Origin of the sequence: Kitasatospora sp. NPDC004669 (genome assembly GCF_040609455.1) — a bacterium.
Lineage (GTDB): Bacteria > Actinomycetota > Actinomycetes > Streptomycetales > Streptomycetaceae > Kitasatospora.
This window is the reverse complement of sequence record NZ_JBEXKB010000073.1, coordinates 24,292-39,930: the sequence shown is the minus strand read 5'-3', so window position 1 is coordinate 39,930 and position 15,639 is coordinate 24,292. Positions and strand designations below refer to the sequence as shown.

Genomic DNA, 15,639 nt, shown 5'->3' with positions numbered 1-15,639 from the left:
GAAAACACTCGGCTGGAGAACTCCTGCGGAGGCCCTCGACGATCAGCTACTCTCGCTCCAAACCAGCGGTGTTGCAACGACCCCTTGAACCCGGTCAATACACGTCGAATGAATTCAGCTGTGAGATAGGCACGTTGGACATGCGGCAGTCGATGGGGCGAGTCGGCTCCTGTTACGATAACGCCGCCGCCGAGAGCTTCTTCGCCGTGCTCAAGGAGGAGATCGGCACCCGGGTCTGGCCGGACCGTGCCACCGCCCGCGCGGAGGTCTTCGCGTTCATCGAGACCTTCTATAACCGCAAGCGTCTCCGCAGGCACCCCGAGTGGGGATACCTCACACCACTCGAGATCCGCCAGCGACACCAGCAAGGTCACACCCTCGCGGCGTAGACGGAGAGTGTCCGAGCGCAGGGTGGAACTTCACAACTCACCTACGCAGCCAGGTGCGGTTTCTCGGTCGGCTTCAGAAGACACAGGGGATCCCGCCGTCGGACTGGGCGTCGACCATGGGGCCCTGCTGGGCCACGTTGGTGCCCGGGTCGGTCGGGGCAGCGGTGGGCCGGTCCGACGCGACGCCGGTGAAGGTGGTGCCGAGGGTGACGACCACCTTGTCGGCGCCGGCCGAGGCGGACTCGGTGGCGGCGACGCCGTAGCGGGCGGCGATCTGGTCGGCGGCCTCCTTGGCGCCCTTGCCGTAGGTGACCGTGGTGTTCTTCGGCTTGGTGGCGGCCGGGCCGGTCCTACCTTCCTTGAAGCCCATGCCGACCAGGACCTTGGCCTCGTTGGAGGAGGACACCCCGGCGGCCGAGGAGGCGTTGAGGACGTCGACGGTGACGGCCTTCGCGGCGGTCGGCGTCGAGTTGGCGGTCGGCTGGGCGGGGGCCGGGGTCGTGGCGGTGCCGGTGGGCGTCGGGTCGGTCGGGGCCGGGGCGGCGGCGGCATCCGCGTAGCCGAAGAGCTGCTTGACGATCTTCTGGATCTGGGGCGGGTTGACGATGTTGACATCCTGACCGTCGACCGGCCTGAGGTCGGCGACCGGGAGGGTGCGGAACTCGGCGTTGCCGCCGGTCAGGTTGGGGGCCTGCTGGGCGAAGTCCAGGACGTTCCACTGGTTGTCGATGACGAGGTCCTGCTGCACCACGCCCACCAGGTCCTGCATCTTGCCGAGGTCGCCGATGATGCCCTTCTGCTTGAGGTTGTGCACGACGGAGGAGATGAAGGCCTGCTGGCGGTGGGTGCGGGCGAAGTCGTCGGAGTTCCCGTGACCGCCGTCCAGGTGGTGTCGCTGACGGACGAAGGAGAGCGCCTGGGCGGCGTCGAGCTTGCTGTGCCCGGCCGGCAACTTGAGTCCGGTACCGCCACCTGCCGTGGTGGCGGTTCGGGCGATGATCGGGTCGTCCACCGGGTGGGTGAGGCAGACCTCGATCGGCTGCAGCGCCTTGGCGATGTCGTAGAAGCCCTTCAGGTTGACCTCGGCGACATGGTCGATGGGCTGGTCGAGGAAGGTCTGGACGGTCCGGATGGTGGCCGCGCGCCCGACGTCGCGGCCGGCCTTCTCCAGGTCGGGGCCTTTGAGCCCCTTGGCCTTCGGGCTCTTGTTGAACTCGTCCTTGGCGTTGCCGTACGCCTCCTTGATCTTGGCCATGCCCAGCTTGGTGCCGTCGCCCTTGTACGTCATGACGTAGTCGTCGCGCGGGATCGACACCGCCTGCACCTTGCCGCCGCCCGCCGGTATGTGCAGCAGGATCAGCGAGTTGGTGTTGTAGCCGCCGACTTCGGAGTCATGGCCGGCGTGCAGGTCGTTCTCGACGATCGACGGGTCGAGGTCCGAGCCGTCCATCGCCTTGCGGCTGTCCAAGCCGATCAGCAGCAGGTTGATCGAGTTGTCGAGGTGCTTGGGGGCGTCCTTCTTCGTCTCCTCGAGGGCTTTGGACGTGGTCATCCCGTCGGTCAGCGAGGTGTACTCGTACCAGACCACCCCGCTCGCCGCGAACACCGCGAAGCCGACCGTACAGGCCACCACCCGACCCGCGATCAGCAACGGGGACTGCCGCCCGGCCGACCCACCGCCTGCCGCGCCACGAGCGACCTGTCCACCGTTCCGCCTCCGGCCCACCCTGCCCGCCCCCATCCTCGAACGAAAGTTCCCCTGATCTCCAGAGGCCCTGACGGGCAGTTTTGTTACACGACGTGTTGCAGATCACATGCGCCCGGGCCGGCTGAACCGACCTGGCTATCAAGTCACTCTCCAATCCGTCGAGGTCGCCTGATCTTCAAGAAGGGCCAGGGAAAGGGGATTTTCGTATCAGCGGTCATGAGCTGCTCCTCCGTCGTCGGGCGCGGCCGCCAACGGATCCGCCGAGGAAGACCGCCGCGCCGCCCCGCTTGTGGTGCCGGCGGGTGATGCGCACGCAGCAGGTCACGCCCTACGGTCCCGTACCGGGTGGAGCTTCGCGTGGAGCACCCGCGCTTCCCACCACGGATCGTCCGGAGCGGAGACCAGCGCGGCCACCAGCTCCCGATCGGTCTGGGCGGGCAGCACCAGCGGGCCCAGCTCCTCCGCCTCCCGGTCGCTCACGCGCTGCGGCACTCCAACCGGTCCGGGCCGGCCTTCTCGTCGAGTTCCAGCGGTGCGCCCGCCCTCCCACCGAGCCCCGGCAGGTCCAGCACCGCCTTGGCCTCCCGGGCCCTCTCCGGGCACTTGAAGGCCTTGGCGCCGGCCTTCTCCTGGCGTTCCTCGTGCTTGTGGTGGCAGGGGTAGCAGCGGCTTTGGGGGCGGCGGGTCCACTGGCGGTGGAGCCCGTACTCGTAGGTGTTCTCCTGTTTCGGGATCTGGCCGCAGTGGCGCAGGGCACGGCGCAGCCGACTGACGGCCGGGCTCGCCCGGCGGGTGCTCTCCATCTTCTCCCGCCCGTACCGGCCGGCCTGTTGGGCGGTCTCGGTGGTGGCCATTCGACTCCTCCGAGTGGTGCCCGTCCCGGCTTGGCGGGCCGGGACGGCGGGGTATGCGGGGTGACGGGGCGTCATCCCACTGCACTCGCTGCGCAACAACCGCTGACCAGGCAAGACATCGAAGTCCTGCCGGAGTACTCCACCTCGCGGCGTCTGATCACTGCCGGGAGAGACGGCCCCTGCCCAGGCGGGCCGCGGTCACGCGGACGCCGGGTTAGACGGCGGGGCCGTCAAGGTAGGTGTAGGTGCTCTGGGAGCTGCCGCCGAGGGTGGTGACCTTGAGGGTGACGTCTCCGCTGGCGGGGTGGGGCGGGGCGGTGGCGGTGAGGGCCTGGTCGGAGATGACGGTGAAGGGGACGGGGATGTTGTCGAAGGCGACGTTCTGGGTGGTGGTGAGGTGGTTGCCGGTGACGGTGACGTCGGTGCCGCCGCCGGTCGGTCCAGTGCCGGGGCTGACGTCGGTCAGGGTGGGTACGTCGAGGTAGGTGAAGGTCAGGCCGCCGGCGCTTTCGCCGGCAGTGATGACGGTGACGGGCGCCGGGCCGGGGGACGGGACGCCGGGTATGCCGACGGTGAGGGCAGTGTCGGTGACGGACTGGAGGGTAGCCAGCCCGGAGCCGAAGCGCACCGACGTGGTCCCGCTCAGGTTGACTCCGGTGATGACCGCAGTACCTCCGCCGGTGTAGGGGCCCATCGCGGGGCCCGCGCCGCCGTCGGGGTTGCTGATGGTGGTGATTCCGGCCAGCAGCGGGGCGGGGAGGTAGCAGAAGGTGCCGAAATCTGCCGTGCCCCCGGGCGTGGTGACGGTCACGGGAACCGCTCCCCATCCCGCCGGGCTCTTCACTGTGACCACGGTCGCGGTGTCGGCCAGGATGGTGGCGGGGGTGTCGCCGAACCGGACGGCGGTGGCGGGGGCCAGGTCGTGGCCCCCGATGGTCACGATGGTGCCGCCGGCGGTGGTGCCCTGGCCGGGGCTGATGCCGGTCAACGGGGGCCCGGCCACGTAGGTGAAGCCGCCGGTCAGTATGTCGATGCCGGTGGTGGTGACGGTGACGTCGGCCGGGCCGGGCGTCCCGGCCGGGGTGGTGGCGGTGATCTGGGTGCCGCCGGGGTTGACGGTGACGTTGGTGGCGGCGTTGCCGCCGATGGTGACGCCGGCGCCGGTGAGGTTGGTGCCGGTGATGGTCACCACGGTCCCACCCGCCACGGGTCCCTGACTGGGGCTGATGCCGGTCAGCGTGGGGAAGGGAATCACGCTGACCGAGTTCGGACCGCGGTTGGCGACATAGACCTTGTTGCCGGGGACGACGGCCGCGCCGTCGGGATGGAGGCCGACCGCGATGCTGGGGATCACCACGATGCCGGTTGCGGTGTCGAACACGGTCACGTCGTTCGAGACGTTGTTGACCGCGTAGCCCATCCCACCGGGGGTGACCGCTCCGCCGAAGGGGCCGGTGCCAACGGGAATGGGGGAACCCACGACGGTGTTCGTGGCGCTGTCGATCACCGTCACATTGTTCGCCCCGTAATCGGCGACGAAGACCTTGCCGTTCGGGGCGCTCCACAGCTGGAACGGGGTGGTGCCCACCACGATGCTGGGCACCAGGACGGTGTTCGTGCTGCTGTCGATCACCGTCACATCGTTCGTAATCTCCTTGCTGACATAGACGTTGCCGTTGGGAGCAACCGTCACGCCGGACGGTCCGGAACCGCTGACGGCGATCGGGGAGCCGACGACGGTGTTGGTGGTGGTGTCGATCACCGTCACGGTGTTCGCCCCGTAGTCGGCGATGTAGGCGTTGCCGTTGGGAGCGACCGCCACCCCCCAGGGCCGGATACCGACGGGGAGGCTCGCGATGAGGACGGTGTTGGTGGCGCTGTCGATCACCGTCACGTCGTTCGTTCCGAAGTTGGTGACGTAGACGTTGCCGTTGGATGCGACCGCCACCCCACGTGGGCCACTGCCGACGGGAATGGGGCCGCCGATGACGGTGTCGGTCGCGGTGTCGATCACCGTCACGTTGGCCCCGCCCTCATTGGCGACATAGGCGTTGCCGTTGGGCGCGACGGCGACCCCGAACGGACCGTTGCCCACCGGGATCGATGTCGGCGCCATGGGAACGATCGACGGTGCGAGATCGCTCGTCACACCCGCGGCAACTGCTTCCGGCCTGTGCTCGGTTGATATGCGAGCGATCGACGGTTCCTGCGGCTGCTGGACGTCCGGACGCATGCGGACCCCTTTCGGGTAAGGGCCGCCCGGCCCTGCGCCGGCCTCTTCAGGCTGCGGCACAGGCCCTCAGATCCCCCCGGGGCGCCACAGCACGAACGCAAAAGGCTGTCCACCCCGACGAGGGATGGGCAGCCCACGGTTTCGAATCACCTCTTTCATCCCCGTACCGGCGGCCGTTGAAACGCACAAGAGATCGGGGGCGCACGCGGCCGGCACCAGCCGGACGCAGAGAGGAGAAGGCACAGCGCAGCGACCGGCCACACCGACCGACGCCCCACGGAACGCCGTGTGGGACGGCTCGGCCGGAGTAATTGTCAAGAGTTGTGGGTCGCCCCCTCGCTGGTGGGACGGCTGGGAGCCGGAACGGTCGGTATCAGTCGCGCGGTTGCAGGAATTCCTGGATCCGAACAAGAGTGTCCGCAGTGCTCGTATGTACGTGACCGGCCATGCCGAGTGACCTCGCGGTGGCGACGTGTCCCGGGGTGTCGTCGATGAAGAGGGCCTCGAAGGGATGGGCGCCGACACGGCGGAGGGCCCCCGCATAGATGCGGGGGTCGGGTTTGGCGTACCCGACCTCGCAGGACAGGACGATGGCGTCCACCATGTCGAGAAGTCCGGCGCTCGCCATCCTGGTGCGCATCTGTGGCCAGGCGTTGCTGACGACGGCGGTCTTCGCCGAGCCCCGAAGGCGGCGCAGGCCCTCCACGAGGGCCTCGCCCCAGGTCTCCCTGGACGCCAGATCCCCTCGGATCTCCTGGATCAGGCCATGGCCGACGCCGAGCCGCTCTCGGACGATGGTCCACCAGGACTCTTCACTGGTCCGGCCGATGAGCACCTGGTCGTCGTTGCCACCGAACAGCGCGCCGAGGAAGTCCTGGTGGGATCTTCCGAGTCGGGTGCTCCACTCGATGGCCGCTGCCGTGAGGTGATCCGGGACGAGGACGCCGCCGATGTCGATCAGGATCGCCAGGCGGTTTCGGGTACTTGTCATCCTGGGTCCTCATCTCTCATGCGGTCGACGGGGCGGCGGGAGCTTGGGGGCGGCCTTCTTGCGTCCGCCGCCGGGGCGACGCACCCGGCCGAGCGGCTCCTCGCCGGCGTCCAGCTCATCCACGCCCTTGCGGACCGTGGTCTCGCTGACCCGAGCCGCCCTCGCGACGGCCCGAACTCCGCCATGGCCCGGAATCCGGGCCTCGGCGCCCATCGGTGAACGCCGTTGCCGCTCGTCGAGGTGCGGGAACAACACCTCGAACCTCAAGGTGAGTTGGCCACGGATCGACTCGGAGATGCTCGTACCACATCAACGAGCCGCAGATCGCGAAGCAACACGTTGTTCCTCTGCAAGCCCTTAGCTAGGCCGCATGGGTGAATTTCCGCCGCCCCCCTTGCCGTTATAAATGCCATCTGGGTTACTCCTATTCATCCGCGATGGGCCGCCCATTCCCTCACGGACGGATCAGTCGGTCACACGATCCCGGGCAGCCCTCTACACGCGATCGGCAATGCGGGCCCCGGAAATCGAACAGGAGCCCCTGCCATGCCCCACCCTCGCATCACGCCCCGCCGTGCGGCCCCGGCAGCCGCTGTCGTCATGGGCGTCACCATCGCCGCGGTCTTCACCACGATCCCCACCGCCTACGCTCAAACGTTCGTGGGCTGCAGCGCGGCAGACCTCGACACGGCAATCACCAACGCCAATAACTCGGGCGGCGACACGCTCTTCCTCTCTCCCGGCTGCGCCTACGACTACACCTCTGCCCTCAGCGGCGAGGACGCCACGCCCGCCATCACCTCACACATCACCATCGTCGGCGACGGCGCCACCATTCGGCGCGACCCCGCCGCCACGGGTACCTTCCGCCTCATCGACATAGCGAACGGCGGCACGCTCTCGGCCTGGTCCCTGACCATCAAGAACGGCAACCCGACCGGCGATGGCGGAGGCGTCCTGGTGCAAAGCGGCGGCACGCTCAACGCCAACGCCCTCACCATCAGCGGCAACACCGCCAACCGCGGTGCCGGGGTGGAGATCAACGCCGGGGGTACCGCCACCATCCGGGCGACGACCATCGACGGCAACACCGCCGCCCTCGCCGGTGGGGGCATCGACAACCCCGGGGGAAGCCTGGACCTGTCCGTGTCCCGGCTCACCAACAACACCGCGGGCACGCCCTTGGTCGGCGGTGGAGGAGGGGGCTACGACCAGGACGACGGCACCGGCACCATCACGGCCACCGTCATCAGCGGAAACACCTCCGCCTTCGCCGGTGGAGGAATCGACCACGACGGCGGGCCGCTGCACGTCTCCCTCAGCACCATCTCCAACAACCGGGCCCTCGGCGTTCCCACGGGAACCAACCACCCGGGCGGAGGAGGGATCTGGACCGGGACTTTCAACGCCGCAGAGACGCTGACGGTGGATGCCACCGTGATCACCGGCAACTCGGCCGCCAGCGGCGACGGCGGAGGAATCCGGAACGAGTTCACCGGGGTTCTCAACCTGAACGCCAGCATCGTCCGTGACAACAACGCCGGGGACCGAGCAGGCGGCATTTACAACGGTGTCAACTCTACCGTCAACCTCAGACTCAGTAGCATCACCAGGAACACCTCCGCCACGGCACCGGGCGGTGTGTACAACGCCGGCACCGTCACGAACGCCCTCTCCGAAATCATGGCCAACAGCCCCACCAACTGCATGCCGAGCCCCAACCCCGTCCCCGGCTGCATCGGCTGACCAGCGGTCCGGGCCTGGGGGCCCTGCGGCGGGCGGTGGGCACCCAGGCCCGCCGCCCGCGCCGCGCGGGAGGGTCGCCCCGCAGTGAGGGACCGGCATGCTGAGACTACGTGATCCGAGAGAACAAGGACGCAGACGCCGTCCGTCGCATCTACATCGGCGGGGCGGTAGCCGACATGTGGTTCAGCCGGATGACCAGCATCCGGGCCCACGACTACGTGCGCCAAGCGAGGACCCTAAGTCGTGGTTCCCGGGATCTTCCGTGTGTCTCCGCCGGGTTGTGCAGGGTCGGCGCAGTTCGGTGATGTGGCGACCGACAGGCGAAGGGGCCGGGGTGGCAGCGACTGTGCTGCCACCCCGGCCCCTTGGGAGGTACCGCATTCGGCCGGGCTGTTACCTGGCGACTTCGCGCAGATGCGGCCAGGTGATCGGACCGAGGAAACCATCCATGGGGTAGATCTGGTACGTGGTCTGGAGGTTCCTCACTGCGTTCTGGGTGTTGGGCCCGTAGTAGCCGTCAACGGTCAGACCGTAGCCCAAGGTATTGAGCAGGCACTGCGCCTCGATCGCGGCGTAGCTGAACTCGCCGTTGCCCGGCACGTAGTCGTTACCGCTGTAGTAGCCGAACTCACTGAAGGTGGACCCTCCGGCGATGGGGTTCGGTGTCTGGTATTCGTTGCCGCAGCTGTAGGTCGTGGCGGCGGACGCGCTCGTGGCGGTGGCGATGCTGCCGCCACCGGTGAGAATCGTGACCGCCACCAGCGCCGGTACTACCTTCTTCAAGGTCTTCATTGTGCTTCTCTCTCTCGACGGAATCATGACAAGACGTCAGCGCGCGGGGAACGGCCTACCGGATCGGAACGTAGCGGCCGTCGGCATCGGCATTGGCAGAGGAGTGAGGGTGGGTCGGGGGCTTCGCGCTGCCGGTGCGGTCCCGAGCGCCGGTGGATGAGAACGTGCTCGCGTTGTTCATCGCCTCGCGGGTGCTGACGGTCCCGGACCGGCGATTTCCTCCAGGGGGCTCCCCGGCTGACGGGGGGCGGGGGCGTCGTGCGGGTGTCAGCTGCTGTCACCCGCACGACGCCCGCACGGTCAGGCCGTGACGTGGTACCAGTACCCGCCGGTGTGCAGGGTGACGTAGTGGACGTTGCTGCCCGTCTCCTTGGCCTCGTACATCATGTCCGCGCCGGTGGTGGGGTCGGTGCCGGCGTAGAGCACGACGTGCACGGTGTTGTGCGCGTCCGTCCCGAAGTACTCCAGGTCGCCGGGCCGGCGCTGGGACTCGGTGATCGGGGTGAGGTGGCTGTCCAGGGTCTGCTTGCTGGTGTCGCCGCCGTTGGCGAGGTCGATGCCGGCGCCGAACCAGTAGGCCGCGCGGACCAGGCCCGAACAGTCCAGGCCGACGGTGGTGTTGGCCGGGCAGGGCTGGGTCTTGCCGTTGTAGCCGTCGCAGGTGCCGAGCGACGGGCCGGGGCCCTCGCCGCGCAGCGAGTGGCCGCCGCCCCACACGTACGGGACGCCCAGGTAGGACTTGGCCGCGTTCAGGACCTTGTTGGGGTCGACGGGACCGCTGGGCAGCGGGTTGGGGGTGCTGGCGTAGAGGGCGTTCTTGGTGCCCGTGCCGACGATGCCGTCGATGGTCAGGGCGTGCGAGGCCTGGAAGGTGCGCACGGCCGTGTCGGTGGCCGGGCCGAACTGGCCGTCCACGGTGAGGCGGCCCGCGTTGAATGTGTTCAGCATCGTCTGCAGGGTCGTGACGCACGGTCCGGTGGCGCCGGTCTGCAGGTCGCCGCACTGGGTGCGCAGGTCGACGGTGCCGGAGGCGGCGGCCGCCGCCGTGTCGAGCGCCGTCTTGGTGGCCGGGCCGACGATGCCGTCGGCGGTCAGGGCGTGCGAGGCCTGGAAGGTGCGCGCGGCTGTGTCGGTGGCGGGCCCGAACTGTCCGTCGACGGTGATCTGGGCGCCGGTCAGGTTGAGCTCCAGCTGGAGCTGGGTGACGCAGCCGTCGGCCAAGCCCTGCTGGAGGTTGGCCGGGCAGGACGGGGAGGTGAGGGGTATCGGGGTCGGCGCGGCCGTGGCGGGTGCGGCGGAGGCGGTGTACGCGCCGGCGCCGGTAACGACGGCCGCGAGGGCCAGGCTCAGCGACAAGCGGCGCCGGGTGGGCAGGACGGTTCGCACAGGAGGTTCTCCAGGTTCATGATGGTTTGTCGGACAGAACAGGTCGCGCTGTGGCCGGTCGACCCGCGCATGGTTCAGCTGCTGGTGGGGACGGCGCCGTAGCACTCGCTCAGCGAGTGGCCGTTCCAGATCTGAGCGTCGCCGAAATTCTTCAGGGCGCTGTTGATGAACGACGTGATCGAGTCGCCGGTGTGGGGGCCGATGATGCCGTCCTGGGCGAGCCCGTTTTCGCCCTGGTACTGGACAGTTGCGCGGTAGGTAGCGGGCCCGAAGTCGCCGTCCACCGCGAGGGGGGTCTGCGGCTGGAGGAAGATGTTCTCGGTCCACTGGGCGCAGGCCACGCCCAGTCCGCTGCTGCCCTGGCGCAGGGAGGCCAGCCCGGTGGCGGCGTGGGCGCTGGGCACCGCCGTCACCAGCACGGCCCCTGTGGCCGCGAGGGTGGCGCCGGTTGTCGTGATCCTCCGGATCAGGTGCATGGTGCTCTCCTGCTTGTTGTTCGAGAATTGATGCGCCATTGGCGCGAGGCGCTGTCGCGCAGTACGTGTGCCAGGCCGTCGCTACGAGGGGCGTCCGCCCGCCGAAACCCTCCTGGGTGATCGGCGGGACGGACTGTGGACGAAGTCACCCGCTGGTCGGCAGGGCGCCATAGCAGTCGCTGAGCCAGTAGCCCTGCCAGAACCGGTAGTTGGCCCCGGGGTACGTGTTGAGAGTCGTTTGGATGGCGTTGGCGATGACGCCACCGGTCCTGGGGCCCACGACACCGTCCGCCTGAAGCCCGAACGCGCTCTGGTAGCTGAGCGTCAAGTTGTAGGTAGCGGGCCCGAAGTCGCCGTCCACCGCGATGGCGGTGCGCGGGTCGTCGAAGAACTGGTTCTCCTCCCACTGGACGCAGGCGACCCCCAGGCCGCTGCTGCCCTGGCGAAGGGAAGGCTGACCGGTGGCGGCCTGGGCGCTCGGCACCGCCGTCACCAGCAGGACCCCAGCGGCCGCGAGGCCGGCACTGGTCGTTGTGATCTTCCGGATGAGGTGCATCGTCGTATGTCCTTACTGTGGTTTCGCAGTCGTGAGTGACAGCGGACGCCGGCCGGGCCGCTGTTGGGACTGGCGGCTTCTCGCCGAACGAAGACACCGTGTCGACGAAGGCTTCACCAGTGGGCTTCACCGCAAATGTCGCCGCACGTCGACGCCGTGAACCGCGGCGGACACGCCCTCCGACAAGGTTTGCGGGGCGTGTCAGAGCTGACCGTCAGGAGCTTGTGGGCAGGTACTGGTAGCAGTAGCCGGCGCCGTTGCCGCGATCTTGCTGCCAGATCAGATCGCCGGTCTTCGGGCCGACGATGCCGTCCACCACCAGGCCCCTCTCGGCCTGGAACTGACGCACCGCCGCGTCGGTGGCCGGACCGAAGACACCGTCCTGGTCAAGGCCGGCACCGTCCCAGGAGTTGATGGCCGCCTGGACGCACTGAACACCCGGACCGGTGGAGCCCTTGCTGAGGGAAGGGGCAGTCGTGGAGGCGTGGGCGGCGGGCGCCATGATGGGCAGCGTGCTGCCCATCATGAGCGTGGCGGCGCCGGCCGTAGTGGCAAGTCGGCGAAGCGGCTTGCGGTATTTCATCGATCCCCTCCCAGGGCTTCTGGTCCTGGCAATCCGTCAGTACCTGCGATGTGCACTGTCAGTTGCGACTGCCGGTCATCAGGCCGGCGTGTTGGCCGGTCAGCGCACCACGCCACGAACCCGCCATATACGGCGGGCGGCTCGCAACGGCCTCCAGTCCAGTGACCGTCCACCGGGGACGGGAGATCCAGGACAGGAGCGAGTTCGTCGAAGTGAGCAGCCGGTTCGGTCCCCTGCTCCGCCCGGGTCACCGCGGTGCGACGGGCACCACGGCGGGGGTCGGAACGGGCGCGCCCGGATCGTACGACTGCCGGTCAAGACGGCCGCGCCCACGGCAGAGCCGTTCTCAGGGGCGGACAGCGTGATTCCCCTTCATCCCATTCGGCGGCCCGTAAGTCGCTTCCGGCTGGGATGCCACCAATCTGCCCCACAGCATCGGACGGTGGAAGAGAATGGCGGCAGGTGGGAAATCGTGGGACGTCCCAGGGCCTGACCTGCTGGGATGTCCCGAACCGAATCGGGGGTTTGCAAAGCCATGGCGTCGAGGACACCGTTACCGCGCGGCCTGGAGCCTGAGACCCGGCTGCTCGTGGAGGGCATGAGGGAGCTGAAGGAGCACAGTGGTCTGAGCCTGGTGGCGCTGGCAGGGCGGACGGCGTACAGCAAGTCGTCCTGGGAGCGCTACCTCAACGGCAAGAAGCTGCCGCCCCGGCAGGCGGTGCGAGCGCTGTGCGCACTGGTCCTGGCGGACGCGGACCATCTGGACGAGCCGTGGCGGGCGGCGGCACGGGCCTGGAACCGCCGTGAAGGCGTCCTGGCCGATCCGGAGGATCTGTCCGAACCTGCGGGCGTGCGGCCGCAGGGCGCGAGCAGGACCGGTGAGCCGCAACCGCCGCCCGCAACACCCGCTGAGCGGCAGGCGGGTGCGGGCCCGGTGGACCAGCCCGGGGCGCCCGCCCCGGCTCGCTCGCGGCTGGGGCGACGTACCTGGATCGGCCTGGCGGGGGCCGTCCTGTCGCTCCTGCTGGGCGTGGCCTCACTGATCCTCCCGGGCTTTCCGGGCCGGGGGCCGACCCCCGTCCGGGGCGGCGGGACCCTGCTCTCGCCCGCCTGCCAGCCGGTGGTGAACATGGGAGAGCACGACGGCTGCGTGCTGGAGGCGCAGAAGCTGCTGACCGCGACCGGCACCACGCTGAGCATCGACGGTGACTTCGGACCCGAGACCCTCCGCCGGACGACGGCCTTCCAGGTACTGGCCGGGCTGCCGGCCACCGGTGTGGTCGACCGGGCGACGGCCATGGCCCTGTACACACACAAGGCTTCGATGACCAGCTGGACGCCGGCCCAGGTCGAGCAGCGCATCCGCCAGGTCTTCACCACCGGGGCGGACGAGGCGGTGGCCGTCGCCCGCTGCCAGTCCGGACTCGATCCGCTCTATGTGCTGCCGAACCCGGACGGCTCACGGAATTGGGGTGTCTTCCAGATCGTGGACGGCCGGATCCATCAATTCGATGGCTCTTCGCGTCAGGCGCTCGATCCGGAATGGAACATTTCCACGGCGTACCGGCTCTATCTGCTCCATCCTGATTTCTCCGACTGGCCGTTCTGCGTGCAGGCCTATACGGGCAGTCTGTCGGCGACCGCGAAGCACTGACCGAACGAAGACGCGCCAGGCCGCATGACCGGGCATGCGCCGCCGGCCACGAAGCCGATGACAGTCTCGCTGACGGCCGGGGCGTGGCCGACGGCGGAGCCGGCTCCGGCCTTGGGGGCGATGCCGCCGATGTCCCGGCCGTCGGGGAACAGCGCCTGGGCGGCGTTGCGGCCGGCGGTGGTCATCCCCCAGATGTCGCGGCCGTCCTCGCCGGTGCCGTGTTTGACGGTGAGTCGCTTCTTCTCCAGATCGTTGAGCGCGGCGTGGGCGAACTTGCTCTCCGCCGCGTGCGGGCTCAGCAGGTGAGCCATATGTGAACTCGGGGGCCCGCAGGTCGTGTCAGGCCCGGAGTGGACACCAGCGCGGCCACCAACTCCCGCTTGGTCGGCGCAGGTGTGGCCGGGGCAGGCGCGGCGCCACCGGTGCACCGTGCGGTCGGCGTGGGCCGACATGCCGCGCATTGGCGCAATGAACCACTCCGGCGGCTTCCCAGGTCACTTTGTACGGAAGCGGTGACCGGCGTGGGTGGCAGGAATGAGGTGGCGAACCGGGTCATGGACAAGGAGAGCGTGGACCGGTCGGAGGGTTTCGGCGAGCGGCTGCTCGGCCTGCTGCTTGATCGGGCTCGGCTGATGCCACCGCAGCTGATCGCCCCACTGATCGCGGAGGAGGTGGCCGGGATCGGCGGCCGCGACATCTCCATCTTGCTCCAGGACTACGCGCAGGAGCTGCTGGTGCCGCTGCCGGGCAGGAAGCTGCACGTCGGCCAGCCCGAGCCGATGGCAGACTCCCACGCCGGCCGGGCCTTCCTGAGCGAGGACGTCGTCGAGGTGCCGCAGGCCCATGGCGTCCGGATGTACCTGCCGCTGCTGGACGGCAGCGACCAGGTGGGTGTGATGGCCCTGACCCTGGACTCCGTCGGCGACGACGACCGGCGCCTGCTGCGCCGACTCGCCGCCCTGGTGGCCGAGATGCTCGTCACCAAGAACGCCTACACCGACCAGTTCTTCCAGGCCCGGCGCCGGGAGCCGATGAGCGTGTCCGCGGAGATCCAGTGGAGCCTGCTGCCGCCGCTGACGATGTCCGTGCCGCAGGTCGCGGTGGCCGGCATCCTGGAGCCCGCCTACCGCGTCGCCGGCGACAGCTTCGACTACGCCCTCAACGACAACATCCTGCACGCGGCCGTGATCGACGCGATGGGCCACGGCTTGGACGCCGCCGCGATGGCGACCATCGCCATCGGCGCTTACCGGCACGCTCGGCGCGTGTTCATCAGCCTGCCCGAGAAGTACGCGTTCATGGACGACGCCGTCTCCCGGCAGTTCGGTCCGGACCACTTCGTCACCGCCCAGCTGATGCACGTGAACATCGCCACCGGTGAGATGGAGCTGGTCAACGCGGGTCACCCCGCGCCGCTGCTGATCCGCGACGGCAAGGTCGTGCAGCAGCTGGAGAGCGCGACGACGCTGCCTGTCGGCTTCGGCGGTGAGCAGCCCCGGATCAAAGAGCACGTGCTCCAGCGGGGCGACCGGGTGCTGTGCTACACCGACGGCATCATCGAAGAGCACGTCGCCGGCGGGGAACCGTTCGGTGAGGAACGCCTCATCCGCTGTATCAACCACCTGGGGGAAGAGCCGTCAAAGGGGATGCGGGCGGATCTGCGCCGGCTCTCCCACACGCTGAAGAGGGAACGGGGCGGGCGCACCAGCGACGACGCCACCCTCTTCATGATCGAATGGCGCGGGGGCGCCGCCGACCACCTCGCGGTTCTTGGCTGAACGCCTCGACGTCAACCGAATCCGAACTGGACAGCACCGCCCTTCGCGGCCTGCTCCTGTTCGGGCCGGCGCTGCTGGGGAGAGCGCGCTGTTCCGTCGGTGAGCTGGTCTGTGTTCCGGCCGGTGGCCGGGGTCAGGGGACGGCTGGGCCGCCGCCCCCGCCGGGCGCCTCCACGCCGCCAACACCCGGGCACCCCGCCCAGTCGCGCGGAGCGAATCGCGCGCCTCGAACAGCTGGCCCGGCCCGGCCAGGCCGCGACCGACGCCTGGTAGCAGGAGTACGGCGCCCACCGCAGCGGCAAGCCCGACCGCTACGAGTTCAACTGGGACACCGACATCTGCAACTCCCCCGCATCGAACCAGATCGACGGCTTCGACTTCAGCCTCGCCTGCATCCGCCACGACTTCGGGTACCACAACTACAAGGACCTGTACGGGGACGACGGCTTCCGCAACAGTCTGACCGGCCTCTCCCCCGAGCAACGCGTCGACG

At 69.0% G+C, this 15,639-nt stretch carries 15 protein-coding genes and 2 pseudogenes; 5 read left to right on the top strand and 12 right to left on the bottom strand.

Features of this window, described 5'->3' with window-relative positions:
• A partial coding sequence (locus ABZW30_RS38555; RefSeq protein WP_355675949.1) for an integrase core domain-containing protein occupies positions 1–389 on the top strand: 389 nt, incomplete at its 5' end.
• 73 nt (positions 390–462) lie between these two features.
• On the opposite strand, the gene ABZW30_RS38550 is transcribed toward ABZW30_RS38555, so the two are convergent.
• From ABZW30_RS38550 to ABZW30_RS38525, 6 genes and pseudogenes are all read right to left on the bottom strand, one after another.
• Positions 463–2,040 (bottom strand): LCP family protein, encoded by a 1,578-nt coding sequence (locus tag ABZW30_RS38550; RefSeq protein WP_355675948.1) that lies wholly within the window; start codon positions 2,038–2,040, stop codon positions 463–465.
• Positions 2,041–2,418: 378 nt separating this feature from the next.
• On the bottom strand, positions 2,419–2,577 hold the full coding sequence (locus tag ABZW30_RS38545; RefSeq protein ID WP_355675947.1) for a hypothetical protein: 159 nt from the start codon (positions 2,575–2,577) through the stop codon (positions 2,419–2,421).
• Positions 2,574–2,951 carry a hypothetical protein gene (locus tag ABZW30_RS38540; protein ID WP_355675946.1) on the bottom strand — a complete coding sequence of 126 codons (378 nt, stop codon included), beginning with the start codon at positions 2,949–2,951 and terminating at the stop codon, positions 2,574–2,576. The genes ABZW30_RS38545 and ABZW30_RS38540 overlap by 4 nt, the downstream gene beginning before the upstream one ends.
• A gap of 214 nt (positions 2,952–3,165) precedes the next feature.
• Positions 3,166–5,184: an IPT/TIG domain-containing protein gene (locus ABZW30_RS38535; RefSeq protein ID WP_355675945.1), complete on the bottom strand. Its 2,019-nt coding sequence runs from the start codon at positions 5,182–5,184 to the stop codon at positions 3,166–3,168.
• A 373-nt stretch (positions 5,185–5,557) separates the two neighbouring features.
• Entirely contained in the window at positions 5,558–6,175 is a 618-nt protein-coding gene (locus ABZW30_RS38530) for an HAD-IA family hydrolase (RefSeq protein ID WP_355675944.1), read from the bottom strand.
• A 54-nt stretch (positions 6,176–6,229) separates the two neighbouring features.
• Positions 6,230–6,388 (bottom strand): annotated as a pseudogene (locus ABZW30_RS38525) (ISAzo13 family transposase); the annotation flags it as partial.
• Positions 6,389–6,721: 333 nt separating this feature from the next.
• On the opposite strand from ABZW30_RS38525, the gene ABZW30_RS38520 reads away from it, so the two are divergent.
• A complete protein-coding gene (locus ABZW30_RS38520) occupies positions 6,722–7,921 on the top strand; it encodes a hypothetical protein (RefSeq protein WP_355675943.1) in 1,200 nt (399 codons plus the stop codon).
• A 393-nt stretch (positions 7,922–8,314) separates the two neighbouring features.
• On the opposite strand, the gene ABZW30_RS38515 is transcribed toward ABZW30_RS38520, so the two are convergent.
• The 5 genes from ABZW30_RS38515 to ABZW30_RS38495 form a co-directional block, all read right to left on the bottom strand.
• Positions 8,315–8,713: a peptidoglycan-binding protein gene (locus ABZW30_RS38515; protein ID WP_355675942.1), complete on the bottom strand. Its 399-nt coding sequence runs from the start codon at positions 8,711–8,713 to the stop codon at positions 8,315–8,317.
• A 300-nt stretch (positions 8,714–9,013) separates the two neighbouring features.
• Positions 9,014–10,099, bottom strand: coding sequence for a peptidoglycan-binding protein (locus ABZW30_RS38510; RefSeq protein ID WP_355675941.1), 1,086 nt, complete (start codon positions 10,097–10,099; stop codon positions 9,014–9,016).
• 74 nt (positions 10,100–10,173) lie between these two features.
• A complete protein-coding gene (locus tag ABZW30_RS38505; RefSeq protein WP_355675940.1) occupies positions 10,174–10,575 on the bottom strand; it encodes a peptidoglycan-binding domain-containing protein in 402 nt (133 codons plus the stop codon).
• 145 nt (positions 10,576–10,720) lie between these two features.
• Positions 10,721–11,131 carry a peptidoglycan-binding domain-containing protein gene (locus tag ABZW30_RS38500; protein WP_355675939.1) on the bottom strand — a complete coding sequence of 137 codons (411 nt, stop codon included), beginning with the start codon at positions 11,129–11,131 and terminating at the stop codon, positions 10,721–10,723.
• 214 nt (positions 11,132–11,345) lie between these two features.
• Positions 11,346–11,714, bottom strand: a complete 369-nt coding sequence (locus ABZW30_RS38495) for a peptidoglycan-binding domain-containing protein (protein WP_355675938.1) — start codon at positions 11,712–11,714, stop codon at positions 11,346–11,348.
• Between the two features lie 598 nt (positions 11,715–12,312).
• Between ABZW30_RS38495 and ABZW30_RS38490 the strand changes: the two genes are divergently transcribed.
• Positions 12,313–13,368: a helix-turn-helix domain-containing protein gene (locus ABZW30_RS38490; RefSeq protein WP_355675937.1), complete on the top strand. Its 1,056-nt coding sequence runs from the start codon at positions 12,313–12,315 to the stop codon at positions 13,366–13,368.
• On the opposite strand, the gene ABZW30_RS38485 is transcribed toward ABZW30_RS38490, so the two are convergent.
• Positions 13,332–13,679 (bottom strand): hypothetical protein, encoded by a 348-nt coding sequence (locus ABZW30_RS38485; protein ID WP_355675936.1) that lies wholly within the window; start codon positions 13,677–13,679, stop codon positions 13,332–13,334. The two genes, ABZW30_RS38490 and ABZW30_RS38485, sit on opposite strands and share 37 nt — an antisense overlap.
• Before the next feature lie 243 nt (positions 13,680–13,922).
• Here ABZW30_RS38485 and ABZW30_RS38480 point away from each other — a divergent pair, with 243 nt between their 5' ends.
• Together ABZW30_RS38480 and ABZW30_RS38475 are read left to right on the top strand one after the other, a co-directional pair.
• A complete protein-coding gene (locus ABZW30_RS38480; protein ID WP_355675935.1) occupies positions 13,923–15,146 on the top strand; it encodes a PP2C family protein-serine/threonine phosphatase in 1,224 nt (407 codons plus the stop codon).
• 288 nt (positions 15,147–15,434) lie between these two features.
• Positions 15,435–15,572 (top strand): annotated as a pseudogene (locus ABZW30_RS38475) (phospholipase A2); the annotation flags it as partial.
• Positions 15,573–15,639: the final 67 nt, after the last annotated feature.